16 protein-coding genes are annotated in these 19,464 nt (G+C 67.8%); 7 read left to right on the top strand and 9 right to left on the bottom strand.

Features of this window, described 5'->3' with window-relative positions; genetic code table 11:
* The first annotated feature begins 119 nt into the window (after positions 1-119).
* The 3 genes from CK625_RS04110 (at position 120) to CK625_RS04120 (ending at position 5,694) form a co-directional block, all read left to right on the top strand.
* Positions 120-1,097 carry a tripartite tricarboxylate transporter substrate binding protein gene (locus tag CK625_RS04110; protein ID WP_095538927.1) on the top strand — a complete coding sequence of 326 codons (978 nt, stop codon included), beginning with the start codon at positions 120-122 and terminating at the stop codon, positions 1,095-1,097.
* Between the two features lie 330 nt (positions 1,098-1,427).
* A complete protein-coding gene (locus tag CK625_RS04115; RefSeq protein WP_095539092.1) occupies positions 1,428-3,242 on the top strand; it encodes a PhoH family protein in 1,815 nt (604 codons plus the stop codon).
* Positions 3,243-3,597: 355 nt separating this feature from the next.
* A complete protein-coding gene (locus CK625_RS04120) occupies positions 3,598-5,694 on the top strand; it encodes a M3 family metallopeptidase (RefSeq protein ID WP_095539093.1) in 2,097 nt (698 codons plus the stop codon).
* A 27-nt stretch (positions 5,695-5,721) separates the two neighbouring features.
* On the opposite strand, the gene nrdR is transcribed toward CK625_RS04120, so the two are convergent.
* The 3 genes from nrdR to CK625_RS04135 all read right to left on the bottom strand — a co-directional run bounded on the left by nrdR (position 5,722) and on the right by CK625_RS04135 (position 8,873).
* Positions 5,722-6,186, bottom strand: coding sequence for a transcriptional regulator NrdR (gene nrdR / locus CK625_RS04125; RefSeq protein WP_095538928.1), 465 nt, complete (start codon positions 6,184-6,186; stop codon positions 5,722-5,724).
* 155 nt (positions 6,187-6,341) lie between these two features.
* Positions 6,342-7,586, bottom strand: coding sequence for a serine hydroxymethyltransferase (glyA, locus tag CK625_RS04130; RefSeq protein WP_095538929.1), 1,245 nt, complete (start codon positions 7,584-7,586; stop codon positions 6,342-6,344).
* A gap of 210 nt (positions 7,587-7,796) precedes the next feature.
* Positions 7,797-8,873, bottom strand: a complete 1,077-nt coding sequence (locus CK625_RS04135) for a lytic transglycosylase domain-containing protein (RefSeq protein WP_095539094.1) — start codon at positions 8,871-8,873, stop codon at positions 7,797-7,799.
* Between the two features lie 675 nt (positions 8,874-9,548).
* Here CK625_RS04135 and mnmD point away from each other — a divergent pair.
* Positions 9,549-11,771 (top strand): tRNA (5-methylaminomethyl-2-thiouridine)(34)-methyltransferase MnmD, encoded by a 2,223-nt coding sequence (mnmD, locus tag CK625_RS04140; RefSeq protein ID WP_238945489.1) that lies wholly within the window; start codon positions 9,549-9,551, stop codon positions 11,769-11,771.
* A gap of 181 nt (positions 11,772-11,952) precedes the next feature.
* Here the strand turns inward: mnmD and rpsT are convergent, their stop codons facing one another.
* Genes rpsT through CK625_RS04165 form a run of 5 tightly spaced genes read right to left on the bottom strand, consistent with a single transcriptional unit; the run spans position 11,953 to position 16,191 of the window.
* The gene (rpsT, locus tag CK625_RS04145; RefSeq protein WP_095538931.1) at positions 11,953-12,252 is read right to left on the bottom strand and encodes a 30S ribosomal protein S20; all 300 of its coding nucleotides are present in this window, start codon (positions 12,250-12,252) and stop codon (positions 11,953-11,955) included.
* A 46-nt stretch (positions 12,253-12,298) separates the two neighbouring features.
* On the bottom strand, positions 12,299-13,108 hold the full coding sequence (locus CK625_RS04150; RefSeq protein ID WP_095538932.1) for an ABC transporter ATP-binding protein: 810 nt from the start codon (positions 13,106-13,108) through the stop codon (positions 12,299-12,301).
* Between the two features lie 46 nt (positions 13,109-13,154).
* Positions 13,155-14,150, bottom strand: a complete 996-nt coding sequence (locus CK625_RS04155; RefSeq protein ID WP_238945490.1) for an iron chelate uptake ABC transporter family permease subunit — start codon at positions 14,148-14,150, stop codon at positions 13,155-13,157.
* 35 nt (positions 14,151-14,185) lie between these two features.
* Positions 14,186-15,157 (bottom strand): ABC transporter permease, encoded by a 972-nt coding sequence (locus CK625_RS04160; protein WP_095539096.1) that lies wholly within the window; start codon positions 15,155-15,157, stop codon positions 14,186-14,188.
* Between the two features lie 50 nt (positions 15,158-15,207).
* Positions 15,208-16,191: a siderophore ABC transporter substrate-binding protein gene (locus tag CK625_RS04165; protein ID WP_238945491.1), complete on the bottom strand. Its 984-nt coding sequence runs from the start codon at positions 16,189-16,191 to the stop codon at positions 15,208-15,210.
* Between the two features lie 404 nt (positions 16,192-16,595).
* Here CK625_RS04165 and CK625_RS04170 point away from each other — a divergent pair, with 404 nt between their 5' ends.
* Entirely contained in the window at positions 16,596-16,865 is a 270-nt protein-coding gene (locus CK625_RS04170; RefSeq protein WP_095538933.1) for an SWIB/MDM2 domain-containing protein, read from the top strand.
* A 213-nt stretch (positions 16,866-17,078) separates the two neighbouring features.
* Positions 17,079-17,396, top strand: coding sequence for a divalent-cation tolerance protein CutA (gene cutA, locus CK625_RS04175; RefSeq protein ID WP_095538934.1), 318 nt, complete (start codon positions 17,079-17,081; stop codon positions 17,394-17,396).
* Between the two features lie 5 nt (positions 17,397-17,401).
* Here the strand turns inward: cutA and CK625_RS04180 are convergent, their stop codons facing one another.
* On the bottom strand, positions 17,402-18,202 hold the full coding sequence (locus CK625_RS04180) for an RNA methyltransferase (protein ID WP_095539098.1): 801 nt from the start codon (positions 18,200-18,202) through the stop codon (positions 17,402-17,404).
* A 244-nt stretch (positions 18,203-18,446) separates the two neighbouring features.
* On the opposite strand from CK625_RS04180, the gene CK625_RS04185 reads away from it, so the two are divergent.
* Positions 18,447-19,412, top strand: a complete 966-nt coding sequence (locus CK625_RS04185; RefSeq protein ID WP_095539099.1) for an inositol monophosphatase family protein — start codon at positions 18,447-18,449, stop codon at positions 19,410-19,412.
* Positions 19,413-19,464 lie beyond the last annotated feature (52 nt).

Raw genomic sequence — 19,464 nt, forward strand, 5'->3', positions numbered from 1 at the left:
TTCAAAGCCTCATTGCAGCCCGCTGAAGCCCCCGGGTTTGCATCGAGTCATTCCATAGGATTCCCCCCACGGCCACTTCCAGCAAGTGGCCTTTTGATCTTTTGCCCCTCGCCCACGACATGTCTTACCTGCACAAACTGCTGTCCCTGTCTTTGCTGCTGACCTGCCTGAACGGCTGGGCGGCAGCCCCCGCCGCCGATGGCACAGCCCCAGAAGCGCGCATCGCCGGCCCGGCCGCCGAGCTGGTCGTGCCCTGGCCGCCTGGCGGGGGCACCGATTCCGTGGCGCGGGCCTTCGCCCAGCTGGCCGCCCCTTTCACACAGCAAGCGCCGGCCGTGGTCAACCGGCCCGGGGCCAGCGGCGCCATCGGCTTTCAATACGCATTGACGCCCGCCCCCAACAGCAAGCTGGCCATGGTGTCGGCCGAAATCCTGCTGCTGCCTCTGCAAGGCATTGGCCAAGTGCAGCTCGGCCAGTTCGAGCCCATCGCCCAGCTGACCAATGACCCGCTGGCCATCACCGTGCGCGCCGATGCGCCATGGCAGTCGATCGAAGAATGGCTGGCCTCCGCGCAATCGGCGCCTGGCCTGACCATCTCCACCGCCGGCGTGGGCACCACACACCACATGGCCGTCATCTCGCTGGCCCAGGCCACGGGCGCGCTGCTGACCAGCGTTCCCTACCAGGGCACGGCCCCTGCAGTCATGGGCGTGCTCAGCGGTGAAGTGCACGCTACCATCGCCGCCTATGCGGAGCTGGCCCACTTCGTCGAGGCCGGCAAGCTGCGCACCCTGGCCGTGCTGGCCAAGCAGCGCATCCCCGCCATCGCCCAGGTGCCCACGCTGCGCGAGCGCGGCCACGACCTGCAGTGGAGCGTCTGGCGCGGCCTGGCCCTGCCCAAGGGCAGCGCGCCAGAAGTCGTGCAAGCCTGGCAAGAGGTGGCGCACCGCGTCGCCACCTCGCCGCAGTTCGCCCGCACGCTCAAGGGCCTCTCGATCACGCCCGCCTATCTGGACCGCCAAAGCTTCACCGCCCGGCTGCAGGCTGAGGAGCGGGCCTACCGCGCCTTGCTGCCGCACCTCAAACCGGCGCAATAGCGCCAGGGATGCCCTGCAGCATCCCAGTCGGCAGCCAGAGACCAAGGCCGGCAAAACCCTGGGCTATGATGAGCGCCGGCTCAGAACCTCTGCACAGCGGGCCATCCGGCGGCATCGAGATGTCTGCGGCTTTGCAACGCCTTGCAGCCCATCCCCAAACCACTTCCTGGCCACTGGCGCCAAAACTTTGAACAGGTTCTGAGCGCGCACTTCCCCTCGGGCCCCAGCCCAACCTCAGCAGTCAGCGCCGGCCATGATGGCGGGCGCCGCACGCGAGGGTTTTGCAAAAGCGCCCTGATTGCCATCTTTCGCTTGATCCATCGCACTGCCATGCCCCTGCCACCAGCCCCCAAACGCCGCGGCGACAGCGTCCAGGCCACCAGCGCCACGCCGGCTGCCGGCCCCAACCGGAAAAAACTGATCGCCACCAGCGCCAGCGGCGATTTGCTGCCCCCCGCTGAGGCAGCAGCCAGCCCCGCTGCCGCAGGCAAGGCGCGTCAGACCCCAGCCCCCGCAGCCCCAGCGCCCCAGGTGGCCGCCGCCACGCCCCGCCAGCGCGCCGCCAGCCAGAAGGCCAAGGCCACTTTGCCAGCCCAGGCCAGCGCCACGCCGGCAGCGGCGCCGGCCAGCGTCAACAGCCCGGCCAGTGCCGCCAATACAACCAATGCCGCTGCGCTGTCGCAGCGCAGCAAACGCAGCGCCTCCAAGGCGCGGCGCGGCGGCAAGGCCCAAACCCAGGCCAATGGCCAGCACACGCGCCTGTTCGTGCTCGACACCAATGTGCTCTTGCACGACCCCACTGCCTTGTTCCGCTTTGAAGAGCATGACATCTACCTGCCGCTGGTGGTGCTCGAAGAGCTTGACACCCACAAGCGCGGCGCCACCGAAGTGGCGCGCAATGGCCGCCAAGTCAGCCGCAGCCTGGACGCGCTGGTGTCCATCGCCGGGCAAAACGATCTCAGCGCCGGCCTGCCGCTTGACTCCACAGGGCAAAAGCAGGCGCGCGGCAAGCTGCTGTTCCAGACCGCGCTGCTGGAGCAGGAGCTGCCCCAGGCCCTGCCCCAAGGCAAGGCCGACAACCAGATCCTGGGGGTCGTGCACGCCCTGCAAAAGCTGCATCCCGAGCGCGAGGTGATCCTCGTCTCCAAGGACATCAACATGCGCGTCAAGGCCCGCGCGCTGGGCATGGCGGCCGAGGACTACCAGAGCGACCGCACGCTCGATGACGACGAGCTGCTCTACAGCGGCGCGCTGGCCCTGCCCGAGAACTTCTGGGCGCGCCAGGGCAAGAAGCTCGAGAGCTGGCAATCGCAGGGCGATACCTTCTACCGCGTGCATGGCCCAGCCGTGCAAAGCATGCTGCTCAACCAGTTCGTCTACTACGAAAAGCCGGGCGAAGCGGGGCTGTACGCCATCGTCGAATCGCTGCAAGGCGACAGCGCCGTGCTGCGCACGCTGCGCGACTACACCAGCATCAAGCACAACGTCTGGGGCGTGACGGCGCGCAACCGCGAGCAGAACTTCGCGCTCAACCTGCTGATGAACCCGGAGATCGACTTCGTTACCATCACCGGCACGGCCGGCACGGGCAAGACGCTGCTGGCCCTGGCCGCCGGGCTGACGCAAGTGCTCGACGAGCGCCGCTACAGCGAAATCATCATGACCCGCGCCACCGTCAACGTGGGCGAGGACATCGGCTTTCTGCCCGGCACCGAGGAAGAAAAAATGGGCCCGTGGATGGGCGCGCTGGACGACAACCTGGAGTTCCTCAGCAAAGGCACGGGCAACCAAAGCGGCGGCGACTGGGGCCGCGCCGTCAGCACCGACCTGATCCGCAGCCGCATCAAGATCAAGAGCATGAACTTCATGCGCGGGCGCACCTTCCTGAACAAATGGGTCATCATCGACGAGGCGCAAAACCTCACCCCCAAACAGATGAAGACCTTGATCACCCGCGCCGGCCCGGGCAGCAAAATCATTTGCATGGGCAACCTGGCGCAGATCGACACCCCGTACCTGACCGAGGGCTCCTCGGGCCTGACCTACGCGGTCGATCGCTTCAAGGGCTGGCCTTACAGCGGCCACATCACCCTGGAGCGCGGCGAGCGCTCACGCCTGGCCGACTTTGCCAGTGAGGTGCTGTAAGCGCCTGCTCAAGTGGTCTGCTTGGGCGGGCAATGAGCGCCGCCTGGGGCAATCTGCAGCCATTGCAAAGCATTGCTGGCCTGCCCCCGGTGCCGCGCCTGGGCACGGCCATGCGGCTTGCGCCATGCCGCCGCGCCTGGCCCCCAAGCGCGCACCGCCTTGAAATCATCCCGCCCCACCCCAACTGCAACGGCACCGGGCAGGCTGCGCGCCTACCCCTGGCTATGCCCTGTTCACCCCCCATCACCTGTTCCATCTGGCGCTGTCGCCCTGCCCCTGCCATCTTGCCCGGCATGATGCCGAGCCGCAGCCAATGGGGCCGCGCACCGCTGGCGCCTTGTCCATTCCCATCACCATGAACCCATCCAGCCCTGCCCCTGCCAACACCGCCGCCGAGCCAACCAACCCGCTGCTGGCCATCACCGACTTGCCGGCCTTCGACCAAATCGAGCCGGCCCAGGTGATGCCGGCCATCGAAGCCTTGATCACCCAGGCCGACGAGGCCCTGCAGCGCGTCACCCAAGCCGATTTCCCGGCCGACTGGCAGGCGCTGGCGCGCGTGCTGGACGTGGCCACCGAGCGCCTGTCCAAGGCCTGGGGCGTGATCGGCCACCTCAGCGGCGTGGCCGACGACGCCCAGCTGCGCGCGGCCTACAACCAGGCATTGCCCATCGTCACCGACTTCTGGACCCGCCTGGGCGCGCACGAAGGCCTGTACGCCAAGTACAAGCAGATCGACCCCGCCGGGCTGAATGCCGCGCAGCGCCGCGCGCTGGAGCTGGCGCTGCGCGGCTTCGTGCTCTCCGGCGCCGAGTTGCAGGGCCAGGCGCGCGTGCGCTTTGCGCAAATCCAAGAGCGCCTGGCCGCGCTGCAACAGAAATTCAGCGAGAACGTGCTCGACGCCACCGACGCCTACCACTACTACGCCAGCGAGGACGAGGTGCGCGGCCTGCCCGAAGACGTGCTGCAGGCCACGGCCGAGGCCGCGCGCGCCGATGGCCAGCAAGGGCGCTACAAGCTCACGCTGAAAATGCCCGTCTACCTGCCCGTGCTGCAGTACGCCGAGGACCGCGCACTGCGCGAGCGGCTGTTTCATGCCAACGCCATCCGCGCCTCCGATCTGGCCCCTGCCGAGCAGCGCCACCTGGACAACAGCGCCGTGATGGACGAAATCCTGCAGCTGCGCGACGAGGAGGCACGGCTGCTGGGCTTTGCCAACTATGCCGAGCTCTCGCTGGCGCCCAAGATGGCCCAATCGCCCGAGCAGGTCGTGGACTTTCTGCGCGACCTGGCCCGGCGCGCGCGCCCCTTCGCCGAGCGCGACGTGGCCGACCTGCGCGCCTTCGCGCGCGAGCAGCTGGGCCTGGACGACCCACAGCCCTGGGACTGGACCTACATCTCCGAAAAGCTCAAGCAGGCCCGCTACAGCTTCAGCGACCAGCAAGTGCGCCAATACTTCAGCGCCAGCAAGGTCGTGGCTGGGCTGTTCGCCATCATCGAGCGGCTGTTCGGCGTGCAGATCAAGGCCGACCAGGCCCCCACCTGGCACCCGGCGGTGCAGTTCTTTCGCATTGAGCGCGGCGGCCAGCTGGTGGGGCAGTTCTACCTGGACCAGCCCGCGCGCGCCGGCAAGCGCGGCGGCGCCTGGATGGACGACATGCGCGGGCGCTGGCTGCGCCCGGACAGCGGCGCGCTGCAAACGCCGGTGGCCTACCTGGTGTGCAACTTCGCCGCCGGCAGCGGCGGCCAGGACGCGCTGCTCACGCACGACGACGTCATCACGCTGTTTCACGAGTTCGGCCACGGTCTGCACCACCTGCTGACCCAGGTCGATGAGCGCGATGTCTCGGGCATCAGCGGCGTCGAGTGGGACGCCGTGGAGCTGCCCAGCCAGTTCATGGAGAACTTCTGCTGGGAATGGCCCGTGCTGCAGGACATGACCGCCCACGCCAAGACGGGCCAACCGCTGCCGCGCGCGCTGTACGACAAGATGCTGGCGGCCAAGAACTTCCAAAGCGGCCTGCTCACGCTGCGCCAGGTCGAGTTCGCGCTGTTCGACATGCTGCTGCACCAAAATGCCCAGCCGCAGGTGCTGGAGCTGCTGCGCCGCGTGCGCGACGAAGTGGCCGTGCTGCCGCCGGCCCCCTACAGCCGCACGCCGCACGCCTTCTCGCACATCTTCGCCGGCGGCTACGCGGCCGGCTACTACAGCTACAAATGGGCCGAGGTGCTCAGCGCCGACGCCTATGCCGCGTTCGAGGAGGAAGCCCTGGCCCCAGGCCAGCCCGATCCGGCCACCGGCCAGCGCTACCTGCACAGCATCCTGGAAGTGGGCGGCAGCCGCCCGGCCATGGAATCGTTCAAAGCCTTCCGCGGCCGCGAACCCCAGCTCGACGCCCTGCTGCGCCACCAGGGCATGGCCGAGACGGCGCAGGCCTGCACGGTCGAATAACGCGCGAGGCGCGCCCGTGCGCCAGCGCTACTTGCCGGCCTGCTCGTTGCCGGCCTGCTCGATCAGGTGCTTGAAGGCATCCAGATCGCCCACGCTGCGGTAGACGCTGCCATAGCGGATGAAGGCCACCTTGTCCAGCCGCTGCAACTCGTGCATCACGGCCTCGCCGATGCGGCGTGATTCCACTTCACGCCCGCCCAGGCCGATCAGATGCAGCTCGATGCGCGCCACGGCGTCGTCCACATCCTGCGTCTTGACCGGGCGCTTGCGCAGCGCCAGGTTGATGGAGTCGCGCAGCTTCTGGCGCTGGTAGTCCACGCGGCGACCATCGCTTTTGACCACCGCCGGCATGCTCACCTCGGCCCGCTCGTAGGTGGTGAAGCGCTTCTCGCAGGCGCCGCACTGGCGCCGGCGGCGGATGCTGGTGTTGTCATCGGACAGGCGCGTTTCCACCACCTGGGATTCTTCATGTCCGCAAAAAGGGCATTTCATGCTGCTTGGCTGCGATGGCGCAATCGGTAGGGGGGGCAGAACCTGCGGCGGATACAAGAACCGCGCCGTGGAGTGCGATGGCTCCATGGCGCGGTCAAAGCAAATCTGAGCCTATGGCCGCTGCCCGGCAGGGGCCTTGGCAGCGACCGGCCGCATCAGCGATAGACGGGGAAGCGGTAGGTCAGCTCATGCACCTTCTCGCGCACCTTGGCAATGTGCTGCGCATCGCTGGGCTTGTCCAGCACATCGGCGATCAGGTTGGCGGTGACGAAGGCTTCCTCATCCTTGAAGCCGCGCGTGGTCATGGCCGGCGTGCCCACGCGGATGCCGCTGGTGACCATGGGCTTTTCCGGATCGTTGGGGATGGCGTTCTTGTTGACCGTGATGTGGGCCTCGCCCAGCACGCGCTCGGCTTCCTTGCCGGTGATCTGCTTGGCGCGCAGATCCACCAGCGCCAGGTGGCTTTGCGTGCGGCCGCTGACGATGCGCAGGCCGCGCTCGGCCAGCACGTCGCTGAGGATCTTGGCATTGGTCAGCACCTGCTGCTGGTAGGTCTTGAAGGCCGGCTGCAGCGCCTCCTGGAAGGCCACGGCCTTGGCGGCGATGACGTGCATCAGCGGGCCGCCCTGCAGGCCGGGGAAGACGGCGCTGTTGATGGCTTTTTCATGCTCCTTCTTGCACAGGATGATGCCGCCGCGCGGGCCGCGCAGGCTCTTGTGCGTGGTCGAGGTCACCACGTCGGCATGGGGCACCGGGTTGGGGTACAGCCCGGCGGCGATCAGGCCGGCGTAGTGCGCCATGTCCACCATGAAGATGGCGCCCACGGCGCGCGCGACCTTGGCGAAACGCTCGAAGTCGATGTGCAGGCTGTAAGCAGAAGCGCCGGCAATGATGAGCTTGGGCTTGTGCTCGTGCGCCAGGCGCTCCATCGCGTCGTAGTCGATCTCCTCCTGCTCGTTCAGGCCGTAGGAGACGACGTTGAACCACTTGCCGCTCATGTTCAGCGGCATGCCATGCGTCAGGTGGCCGCCTTCGGCCAGGCTCAGGCCCATGACGGTATCGCCCGGCTGCAAAAAGGCCAGGAACACGGCCTGGTTGGCCGAAGCCCCGCAGTGCGGCTGCACATTGGCCGCCTCAGCGCCAAAGAGTTTTTTCACGCGCGCCAGCGCCAGCTCCTCGGCAATGTCCACGTACTCGCAACCGCCGTAATAGCGCCGGCCCGGATAGCCCTCGGCATATTTGTTGGTCAGCTGCGAGCCTTGCGCCCACATCACGGCCGGCGAAGCGTAGTTCTCGCTGGCAATCAGTTCGATGTGCTCTTCCTGGCGCTTGTTTTCGGACTGGATGGCGGCGAACAACTCGGGGTCGACCTGTTCGACCAGCAGATCGCGTTGGTACATGGTGGTGGTGATCCTTGACTGGGAGAAAAGACTGGGTGCCACGGCCGAGCCTAGATCAAACGGCAAGAGGCCTTGGCCGGGGCCTGCGCGGCAAAGGCGCTAGTGTAATAGGGCCCGCAGCCTGTTGGTAAAAGGTACAAGCGGCGTGCAGCCAGCCCTGGGGCTGGCTGCTCATCTGCAAGAAATGCCGCATACGGGCCCGTGCCCGCATCACTGCGCCAGGGCTTCGGAGACCTGCTGCGGCACGCCATCCAGGTTGGAGCGGGCTGCCAGCAATTGCTGCGCGCCATGCTCTTCCACCAGGCGCGCCAATTGCTCCATGTGTACGGCCGATTGCACCGTCTGCGCCTGCGCCACCTGCGCGGCCTTCTCGGGCTGCGCCGGCGCGGCACTTTCGCCCGTCTTGCGCAGCTGTGGCGCAGCCTGCGTCAGCGCGGCCACCGTGGGCTGCAGGCCCAGCGGCTGGGCGGTGGGCGCCAGGCCGGTCGTCTGGGCCGGCTCTTGCTCGGCCAGGGCCAGATCGGCCTGGCGCTGCAACCGGGCCGTCTTGAACGAGGCCGGCAGAACCTTGGCGGCATTGCGCGTGGCCTCCTTGAGCCGCTCGTGCTCGGCCAGCACCTTGCTGGAATAGCCGCCATCGTTGGGCAGCTTGGCCGCGCCGACATAGCACACCAGACCGCGCTGCACGCCGCCAAAGCGGTCGATGCAGTCCTTGAGGATCAGCGAGCCAACCTGCATGTTGCTCACCGGATCGAAGGCGGCCAGCGTGCCGCCGAAGTGCTGGTATTTGTCCTCATGCACGCTCGTCATGACCTGCATCAGCCCTTGCGCGCCCACGGCGCTTTGCGCAAACGGGTTGAAGCGCGATTCAATGGCCACCACCGAGAGGATCAGACGCGGATCCAGGCCGCGCTTTTCGCCCAGCGAGTAGGCCTGCGCCACCAGCGCGCCCATGGGCTCGGGGGCGACGCGGTATTTCTTGCTCAGCCAGAAGGCGGCCGCGGCCTGCTCCTCGGACAGATCCAGCAGATCCACGGCCGTGACGCGCTCCAGGGCTTCGTGCTCGACGTCCAGATCGACTTGCGCCACCTTGCGCTGATAAAGATGGCTGTAGAGCCATTGCTCGCCCCGGTTCAGCAAATCGGGGTGGGTGTAGAGCACCAAGGCGGCAAATACGGCCACGGCGCCCAGCATGGCCAGGATGTTCAGCATCACCGTGTGGATGCCTTTACCCACCCAGCCCAGACCAGCGGCCAGCAGCCGCAGCCAATGCGTCAGCAGAGACATTCGCTTCTCCAACGTGCGGCTGAGCCAATTCAGCCGCTTCAGTGTTTCGACCCGCCGCCGCACATGCTGTGCAGCGCCCACAGGGCCATGCTTGCCATGGCCCGCGTCATGCGGCTTGCCGGTCTTGGCATTGAACAATGCGAGCTTGCTCCAGGTCTTGTGCCTGTCCCCTGTTGCACTGCGCCGCCGGCGCCCGGGCTGAAAGCCGTTGGGCCGATGGCGTTGCAATCCCAAGCATTCAGGGCCAGCGCGATTGCGATGGCCGTGGCCGGCGGGCGATGCCCGCCAGTGCCTGCGCTTGCCAGCAAACTCCTCGTAGGGCTCAGGGCCTGCGCAGGATCTCGGCGCGGGCCGAAATCCTGCGCAGGCCTTCAATGGATTGTGCGCTGCACAAATATTGCAAAAATGTGGATTTTCTGAATCTGCACATGGCTGTCAATGCACTGCCGCCCGTCTTTCATGTAATTTTGTGTATATAAATTCGTGCCAACGCAGATGCCCGATCAGCACTTGGCCTTAACTGGCTGATTTGCATGGGCCTTCTGCGCCGGGCCCGCCGCGCCATTTGTAAGCCTGCGGCGACGGCCCGGATGGCACTCCGAACCACTGTTTTCGCAGCGAAAAAACAACATGTGCAGCACCGCACCCCCTTCTTGCCCGCCCCCAGGCCAAGCCTTGCAAGGGCCGGCCCCAGGCCCGCTGCAGCCGGGGCCAGCCGTGCAGTGGCTGGCCGATGGCAGCCCCTATTCGCCACAGTTCGGCGATCGCTACCACAGCCATGCCGGCGGCGGCCTGGCCCAGGCGCAGGGCTGCTTCTTGCAGGGCTGTGGCCTGCCCGAGGCCTGGCGGGGCCAGCGCCAGTGGCGCATCCTGGAGACGGGCTTTGGCCTGGGCCTGAACTTTCTCGCCACCTGGCAGGCCTGGCGCGACGATCCGCAGCGTTGCGATCGGCTGCACTTCATCTCCACCGAGGCCTGGCCCGTCTCGGCGCAGGACTTGCTCGCCGCTGCACGCAGCCGCTACCCGCAGCTGCTGCCACTGGCCGAGGAGCTGGCCTTGCAGTACCGCGATCTGCACAGCGGCATCCATCGCCTGAGCTTTGAGCAGCAGCGCGTGCATTTGACGCTGGCCATCGGCCCGGCGCACGAATACCTGCGCAGCGAGGGCTGGCAGGCCGACAGCGTGTACCTGGATGGCTTCAGCCCGGCCAAGAACCCGGACATCTGGAGCGCCGCCGCCCTGCGCGCCGTGGCGCGCTGCTGCATCCCCGGCCACACGCAGCTGGCCACCTGGTGCGTGGCCAGCGCGGTGCGCCAGGCCCTGGAGCAGTGCGGCTTCAGTGTGCAGCGCGTGCCTGGCATCCCGCCCAAGAAGCACAATCTGCACGCCCGCTATACGCCGCCCTGGCCCACCCGGGTGCGCAGCGCGCCAGCCGCAGCCCAGCACCTGCCCTGGCCTGCGCCGCTGCCCGTGGCCTGGCATTCGGCCGCCAGGCCGCGGGCCATCGTCATCGGCGCCGGGCTGGCCGGCGCCAGCATGGCCCATGCCCTGGCCGAGCGGGGCTGGCAGGTCGAGGTGCTGGAGCAGGCCGATGCCCCCGCGCAAGGCGCCTCGGGCCTGCCCGTGGGCCTGTTTGCGCCGCACATCTCGCCCGACGACGCGCCGCTGTCGCGGCTCAGCCGCGCCGGCCTGCGCTGCACCCGGGCCCTGGCCGCGCGCCTGCTGCGTCACGGGCAGGATTGGCAGGACAGCGGCGTGCTGGAGCACCGCATCGGCAAACGCCTGGGCCTGCCCACACCTGGCGCCCCCACCGCACCAGGGCAGCCCCCGGCAGACTGGCCGGCAACGCCGCAGATGGCCAGCCAGGCCTCGCGCCCGGCGCAGGCCAGCCAGCGCCTGGCCGCCGGCCTGGACTGGGCCAACCCCGACACAGCGCAGCCACCGCAACAGGGCGAGCACCCAGCCGTCTGGCACGCCGAGGCCGGCTGGATTCGCCCCGCCGCATTGGTGCAGCGCCTGCTGCAACACCCCCAGATCACGCTGCGCACGCGCTGCCGGGTGCAGGCCATTGCACCAACCACGCCAATCGCGCCAACCACGCCCATCGCCCCCACCAGCGCCGAGCAACCCTGCAACCCACGCCCCGACGCCCCGGCGCTGCCGCGCTGGCAGGTGATGGTGCAGGCCGATGCGGCCGGCAGCGGGCAGGTGCTGGAGGCCGATTGCCTGGTCATCGCCGCCGCATTCGACAGCCTGGCCCTGGCCCAGCCCTGGGCCCAGGCCCGGCTGCCGCTGAACCCCGTGCGCGGCCAGATCGCCTGGGGCGTGGCGGCGGCTGATGCGGCCGGGCCTGTCTGGCCAGCGATGCCGGTCAATGGCAAGGGCAGCTTTGTGCATGTCCCAGCGCCCCCCGATTGCAGCACCCCAGGGCAGGCCGCCGCCCAAAGCGATCACGCAGCCAGCGCGGCGCAGCCGCTGCGGCTGTGGGTCAGCGGCGCCACGTTCGAGCGCGAAGCGCCATTGGAGCCGCCCAGCGCCGAGGCCATGGCCGCCGCCTGGTGGCAGAACCGGCAACGCCTGGCGCAGCTCATGCCCGCCATCGGCCCGGCCCTGGCGCAGCATTTGTTCCAGCACAGCGCCCGGGGGCCGCAGCGCTGGGGCGCCGTGCGCTGCACCACGCCCGATCGCACGCCCTGCTACGGCCCCATCGGCCCGCAGGCTGCCAATGTGCTGCTGGCCACGGGGCTGGGCGCGCGCGGCCTGACGCTGGCCGCGCTGTGCGCGGACATCCTCTGCGCCCTGCTGCACGATGAGCCGCTGCCGGTGGCGCGCCAGCTCGCGGCCTTGGTGTTGAGCAGCCGCCTGCCCCTGGCCGCCAGCGCCGCTGCGCCGCGCTGATGCGGCGCCGGCACAGGCCCTGCCCCGCCACGCTGAGCACGGCCCAGGCAACAAAAAACCGTTTGAAGCGCCAGGGCTTCAAACGGTTCTTGCTTTTGCAAACAGCGCACCCGTTGCAAACGGCAGGCTGGTTCAGTGCCCAGCCTGGGCGGGTGGATGAGATGGGTTTTTGAGCAGGCTCTTAGGCTGCGGCCTTGACCAGGGCCTTGACCTTGGCGCTGAGGCGGCTCTTGTCGCGGGCGGCCTTGTTCTTGTGGAAGATGCCCTTGTCGGCCACGCTGTCGATCACGCTCTGGGCCTTGGCAAAGGCTTCGGTGGCCTTTTCCTTGTCGCCAGCCAGCACAGCCTTTTCAACGTTCTTGACGAAAGTGCGGTATTTGGAGCGCAGCGAGGTGTTGGCTGCGTTGAGCTTGACATTCTGGCGAGCGCGCTTGCGGCCCGATGCCAGGCGGGGGTTTTTCTTGGCGGGTTTGGTTGCCATGGTATATGTCCTTGGTGTTTGGGGATGTTGTTTGCAAAACCGACGATTATAGCCTCTGCGCAGCCAACTGCTGATCAGCAGCGGCCTGTGCCGGGCGGGCGCGGTAGTACACGCAGATGCGCTGCCCAGCCAACTCGTGCACCTCGATGGGCATTTGGTAGAGCGGCTGCAGCACCTCTGGGCGGATGAGCTCGGCCGGGCTGCCCTGGCAGGCCAGGCGCCCCTGCTTCATGGCGATGATGTGATCGGCGTAGGTGGAGGCAAAGTTGATGTCGTGCAGCACGATCAGAACGGTCTTGCCATGTTCGTCGGCCAGGGCGCGCAACAGCCCCATCATGGCCACGCCGTGGTGCATGTCCAGGTTGTTCAGCGGCTCATCGAGCAGCACGTAGTCCGTGTCCTGGCACATCACCATGGCCACGAAGGCGCGCTGACGCTGACCGCCGGAGAGCTCATCCAGATAGCGCCCGGCCAGCTCGGTGAGCTGCAAATGCGCCAGCGCCTGGTCGATGTGCCGGGCGTCCTCCGGGCTCAGCCGCCCCTTGGAATGCGGAAAGCGGCCAAACGCCACCAAGTCCCGCACCGTCAGGCGCAGCGTCATGGGGTTGTCCTGACGCAGGATGGCCAGCTTGCGCGCCAGCACGTCGCTGGGCGTGCGGGCCACGTCCAGGCCGTCGATGCGCACCCGCCCGGCGCTCAGCGGCGCCAGCCGACTGATCAGCGACAGCAGCGTGGACTTGCCCGCGCCATTGGGGCCGATGATGGCCGTCACGCCGCCGCGCGCGATGTTCAAGCTGACGCCATCGACCACGGCCGCCGCGCCATAGTGTTTACTCACTTGCTCCAGTTCGATCATGCGCACTCCATGCCCAGACCAGTCGGCCCGGGCGAACCCGCCTGCCTCATTGCCCTTTGCTGCGCAGCAGCAGCGCCAGAAACACCACGCCACCCAGCAGCTCAATCACCGTGCTCAACGCGGCATTGAAGCCCAGGCCATGCTCCAGCAGCAGCTGCCCGCCCAGCAGCGCAATGCAGCCCACCAGCACCGCCGCCGGCAGGCTGTAGCGGTGGCGCATGTCGCCCATGAGCTGGTAGGCCAGGTTGGCCGCCAGCAAGCCCAGGAACGTCACCGGCCCCACCAGCGCCGTGGAAATGGACACCAAAATGGCAATGCACAGCAGGATCTGCATCACCTGCCGAGGGTAATCCACCCCCAGGCTGATGGCCATGTCGCGCCCCAGCGCAATCACATCGAAATTGCGCCGCATGCGCCACAGCCACAGCGTCACGCCCAGCAGCACCAGGGCCGCGCTCCATAGCAGGTGCGTGGCCATCAAGTTGAAGCTGGCAAAAAAGCGATCCTGCAGGCTGCCGAACTGGTTGGGGTCGATCAACCGCAGCATCAGCCCCGTCAGTGCGCGAAACAACACCCCCATGACCACCCCCACCAGCAGCATCAGGTGCAGGCTGCGCACCGCGCCGGTGAACAGGCTGCGAAACAGCAGCCAGGCCATCAGCACCATCAGCAGCGTCTCGGCCGCAAACTTCAGTGTGGGGTTGAAGGCCGAGACCGCCTGCATGCCAAAGGCGTAGGCCAGCGCCGTCTGCAGCAGCAGGTACAGGGCGTCAAAGCCCATGATGGCCGGCGTGAGGATACGGTTGTGCGTGATGCTGTGAAACAGCACGGTGGACACCCCCACGGCATAGGCCACCATCGCCATGGCCGCCAGCTTGGCGCCACGGTGCTGCAAGGCAAAGGCCCAGTCGGTCTGCACGCCATAGGTCAGAAACAGGCCAGCGCAGGCCAGGGCCAGCCACAGCAGGGCCAACAGCCGCTGGCGCGGGGGCAGCGCCAGCCTGCGGCCTGCCCTGGGCAGCGGCGGCTTGGCCCCTGCCATGATCGTTGATTGCTGCGCTATCTTCATCTTGCCGCTCACCCCAGCTCGGCCCGCTTGCGCCACAGCAGCAGCAGGAACACGGCGCTGCCCAGCACCCCCATGATGGTGCCGATGGGGATTTCGTAGGGCCGGATCAGCAGGCGCCCAAGAATGTCGCAGACCAGCATCAGACCCGCGCCACACAGCGCCACCCAGAAGACCGAGCGCCGCATGCGATCGCCCAGCCACAGGCTGACCAGATTGGGCACCAGCAGGCCCAGAAAAGGGATGACGCCCACCGTCACGACCACTGCGGCCGTGACCATGGCCACGATCGTCAGGCCGATGAACATCCAGCGCCCATAGGGCACGCCCAGGCTGACGGCCACGGGCTCGCCCATGCCGATGACGGTGAAGCGGTCTGCCGCGGCAAAGGCCCCCAGCGTCAGCGCCAGGGCCAGCCACAGCAGCTCATAGCGCCCCTGCAGCACGGCCGAAAAATCGCCCACCGTCCAGGCGCGGATGGCCTGCAGCATGTCAAAGCGGTAGGCCAGAAACGAGGTCACGGCCTCGATCACGCCGGCAAACACCAACCCCACCAGCGGCACCAGCAAGGTGCTGCGCAGCGGCAGGCGCTGCAGCAGCAGCAAGAACAGCCCCGTGGCCGCCAGCGCGAACAGCGCCGCCACCAGCATCTTGCCCAGCAGCGCCATGCCCGGCCAGCACAGCGCCACCACCAGCATGCCCAGGCTGGCCGCGCCCACGGTGCCCACGGTGGCCGGCTCCACAAAGCGGTTGCGCGCCACCATCTGCATGATCATGCCGGCCACGGCCATGCTGGCGCCGGCCAGCATCAGCGCCAGCGTGCGCGGAATGCGGCTGATGAACAGCACCTGCGAGACCGTATCGCCGGGCGTGGGGGCCAGCAAGTCGCGCCAGCCGATGGTGATGGCCCCCACCAGCGTGCTGCACAGGGCCAATGCCGCCAGCAACAGCAGGCCCAGCGCATAGGCAGCCGCGGCGCGCATGCCCGCATGGCGCTGGCCTGCTGCGGCGGCCTGCTCTTGCGGCGGCGGCCTCACTGCGCCGCCTGCTGCTTTGCCGCGCCCAGCACCTGCTGCAGCTGGCGCACGTTCTGGCGCAGCGCGGTAATGCCCGCGCCATCGAGCACGTACCAGTTCATGGCGTCCAGATAGGCGATCTGGCCCTTCTTGCCCGCATTGGTGGCCTTGATCAGGGCGTTGTCCAGCAGGCGCTGCGCCGCCGCGCCCTCGCGGCCGATGGCGGCATCGCGGTCGAGCACCAGCAGCCAATCCGGGTTGGCCTGCAGGATGTACTCAAAGGAAATCGACTGGCCGTGGCGCTCCTGCCCGCCACGAGCCTGGGCCGGCTGCACGCCAAAGGCCGTGAACAGCATGCCCATGCGCGAATCGGGCCCGTAGCTGTTGATGCGCCCGCCGCTGACCAGCAGCAGCATCGCCTTGCCCGCCGAGGGCGCCAGCGTGCGCAGCGCGGCAATTTCCTGCTCGGCCTGGGCGATCAGCTCCTCGGCGCGCTGCTCGCGCCCGAACAATTGGCCCAGCTTGCGCAAGTTGGCGAAGATGCTTTGCACCGCATCGGCCTCGTCGATGGCCATGTCCAGCGTTGGCGCCAGCAGCGACAGCTGGGCATAGCGCGCCTGCGCGCGGCGGCCCACGAAGATCGCATCGGGCTGCAGCGCGCGAATGGCCTCGTAATTGGGCTCGAACAGGCTGCCGACCTTGGCGCGCGCATCGCCCTCGAAGGCGCTCAGAAACTGCGGCATCTTGAACGCCGGCACGCCCACCACCGCCGCCTCCACGCCCAGGGCCTGCAGCATGTCCAGCGTGGCCAGATCGAACACCACCACCCGAGTCGGCGGCTTGTTCAGGCGCACGCTGCCCTGGGCATGGGCGAACTCCATGCTCGCCGCTGCCGTGCCCTCGGCCGCCGCTGGCCCGGCGGCCAGCGCCAGCCCCATCAACAGCGCCAATGCCCCGGCTGCCCAGGCTCCGCCGAGGCGCTTTTGCGCAGATTTCCACATGGCCAGTCCCGCCCTTCAAAACAAAAAATGGCTGCGCCCATTGCCATGCCCCAGCCATGGCGGGCGCAAGGCAAATGAGAACGATATTCAAAAAAAGTCGTGCATTGTATGCGCCCGGCCCACTGTTGCAGGGAACCGCCAAAGCGCCCGACTGCAACACATGTTTACGATGAAAGGCGCACAAAATCGCCTGCGGCCAGCGGCAAATGCGCCATACTGGCCGCTCTTGCTGCATGCTGCCCCTGGCGCGTGCGCCGGCATCCCCGCCTCTCGGGCCACACCCTTGCCTGGGCCCAACATGGGCCCAGCACCCCGCATCCGGGGCCCGAGGCGGCAGGCCAGGGCCTGTTGCGGCGGCCTGCCGGTTCACTTTCACCATCAACCTGATTCAGAGGACTTTCCCCATGGCCACAGCCAAGAAACGCACCCCCAATGCCGCTTTCATGAAGCCGCTCCAGCCCAATGCCCAACTCGCCGCCGTGATTGGCAACACCCCGCTGCCGCGCACTGAAATCGTCAAGAAGCTGTGGGACTACATCAAGGCCAACAACCTGCAAGACGCCAAGAACAAGCGCAACATCAATGCCGACGCCAAGCTGCGCCCGCTGTTCGGCAAGGACCAGATCACCATGTTCGAGCTGGCCGGCCTGATCGGCAAGAACGTCGAGAAATAATCGCTGCCACAGGGCCTGCCACAAGGCCTTGGGCGCCCCGCGATGCGCACGATGGCGCTGCTTGGCAGCCCTGGTGCCCCATTGCAGCTTTCACCGCAGCCCGCGCTGCTGGCCCCTCTTGCCGAGGGTTTTCGCCAGGCGCGGGTTTGTCGCATCTGACCTTGCCAGTGCCACGCCTTGAAGCTGGCGCCCTCTTCGGACACGCTCCCAGCAATGGAACTACTGATCGTCGTCACCACAGTGGCCCAACAGGCCGACGCCCGTCGTCTGGCCCAGCAGGCCGTGACCCAGGGCCTGGCAGCCTGCGTGCACATCGACGCCATCGACAGCGTCTACCAATGGCAGGGCCAGGTCGAACAACAGCCCGAGTGGCGGCTGTGGTTCAAGACCACGCCGTCAGGCCACGCCGCCCTGTGCGACTGGCTGCAAGCCCAGCACCCCTACGAGCTGCCGGCGCTGTACACACTCACCCCCAGCCACACCACCGCGCCCTTTGCCGCCTGGCTGCAGCAGCAGGTGCGCGCGCCGTAAGCTGCTCACTCACGCCGCCGGGGCTGGCAGCTCGCTTCCAGCATGGCCTTGGCGATGCCGCGCAGGATGTGGATTTCCTGCTCGCGCAAATCGGCCCGGTTGAACAGCTGCTGCAGCCTTGGCATCAGCTTTTTGGGCGCCGCCGGGTCCAGATAGCCAATGGCCTGCAGGCCCTGCTGCCAATGCGCCAGCATGGCCTGCACGGCCTGGGCATCGGCGCGGCGCGCGCCTGCCGGCGCGGCCTGGTCAGCGCCGCTGCCTTCACATGTCGCTTGCGCCTCCTGGCCACGCTCCAGGCTGTCGAGCAGCAGCCGCCACTCATAGGCAATGACCTGCACGGCCGCTGCCAGGTTCAGCGAGCCAAAATCCGCCGCCGTGGGGATTTGCAAGGCCACATGGCAGCGGTACACATCCTGGTTGCGCATGCCGTAGCGCTCACTGCCAAAGACAAAGGCCACGCCATACGGCGCCTGGCCCTGCAGGCCCTGGCCCAGCTGCTCTCGCAGCCAGGCCATGTGCTGGCGCGGGCTGCGGGTGGGCGGGCCGAAATCCCGGGCCACCATGGCCGTGGCGCACACGTGGTGCATGCCCTGCAAGGCCTCATCCAGCGTGGCCACGGTGCGCGCCTTGGCCAGCACGTCGGTGGCGCCACTGGCGCGCTCGATGGCCTCCTGGCGCTGCAGCACATCGGGCCAGCGGGGCTCGACCAGCACCAAGTCATCGAAGCCCATGGTGCGCATGGCCCGCGCCACCGCCCCCACATTGCCTGCGTGGCTGGTCTGGATGAGAACAAAGCGGGTGTGCAACATGGCTGGGGGCGGGATCAAGTGATGAAGGTTGGAGCGCCCGGGGCGCGGGTAAAATCCCGCCTTGGCAGGCGCGCTCGAGGGATCTTGAGTGTGCCTGCATTTTGTTGCGCTGCCGCGCTCGCCGCCCCGGCCCACGGCCTGGCCCCCACACCACCTGCCAACATTGCCGCAGCACGCGGCCAGGGCCCCAGGCCCTGGCCGCTGGGCTGCACGCATGCTGATTTGCCCCACCATCGCCCCCATGAGCACCAGTTCCACCAGCCTCCATCCCATGCTCAACGTTGCCATCAAGGCAGCGCGCGCGGCCGGCAGCGTCATCAACCGCGCCGCGCTGGATGTGGAGGCCGTGCGCGTTTCCCAGAAGCAGATCAATGACTTCGTCACCGAGGTCGATACCGCCGCCGAAGAGGCCATCGTGCAAACCCTGCTGGGCGCCTACCCCAGGCACGGCATCCTGGCCGAGGAAAGCGGCCAACGGCACGGCAACCCCGACGCCGAGCACGTCTGGATCATCGACCCGCTGGACGGCACGACCAATTTCATCCACGGCTTTCCGGTCTATTGCGTCAGCATTGCGCTGTCCGTCAAGGGCCGCATCGAGCAGGCCGTGGTCTATGACCCCAGCCGCAACGACCTGTTCACCGCCACGCTGGGGCGCGGCGCCTTCCTCAACGACCGCCGCATCCGCGTGAGCAAGCGCACGCAGCTGCACGACTGCCTGATCTGCACCGGCTTTCCGTTCCGCAAGGGCGACGACTGGGCCCAGTACCTGCAGATCTTCACCGAGCTGACGCAAAAAACCGCCGGCCTGCGCCGCCCCGGCGCTGCGGCGCTGGATCTGGCCTATGTGGCCGCAGGCTTCAGCGACGGCTTTTTCGAAACCGGCCTGAACATCTGGGACGTGGCCGCCGGCAGCCTGCTGGTGACCGAGGCCGGGGGCCTGGTGGGCAATTTCACCGGCGAGGCCAACTTCCTTGAGCAGCGCGAATGCATGGCCGCCGCGCCGCGCGTCTATGGGCAACTGGTGCCCATCCTGGGCAAGTACAGCCGCTTTGCCGGCGCCCAGGCCAAGCAGGAAGTGGCCACGCGCTCGCGCGCGCTGCGCCAGGTGCTGGGCCTGCCGGCCATGCCCGAGCCCGCCGACCAGGCCGCGCCAGCGGCCAGCGAAGAAGGCGCTGGCCAGCCAGGCGAAGGCCCAGCGGCATGAGTGCCCTGCCCGCCGCCTGGGCCGTGGCCGGGCGCGCAGGCTGAGCCCCGCG

The sequence above is a fragment of the Vandammella animalimorsus genome, assembly GCF_002285265.1.
In the GTDB taxonomy this organism is placed as follows: Bacteria; Pseudomonadota; Gammaproteobacteria; order Burkholderiales; family Burkholderiaceae_C; genus Lampropedia.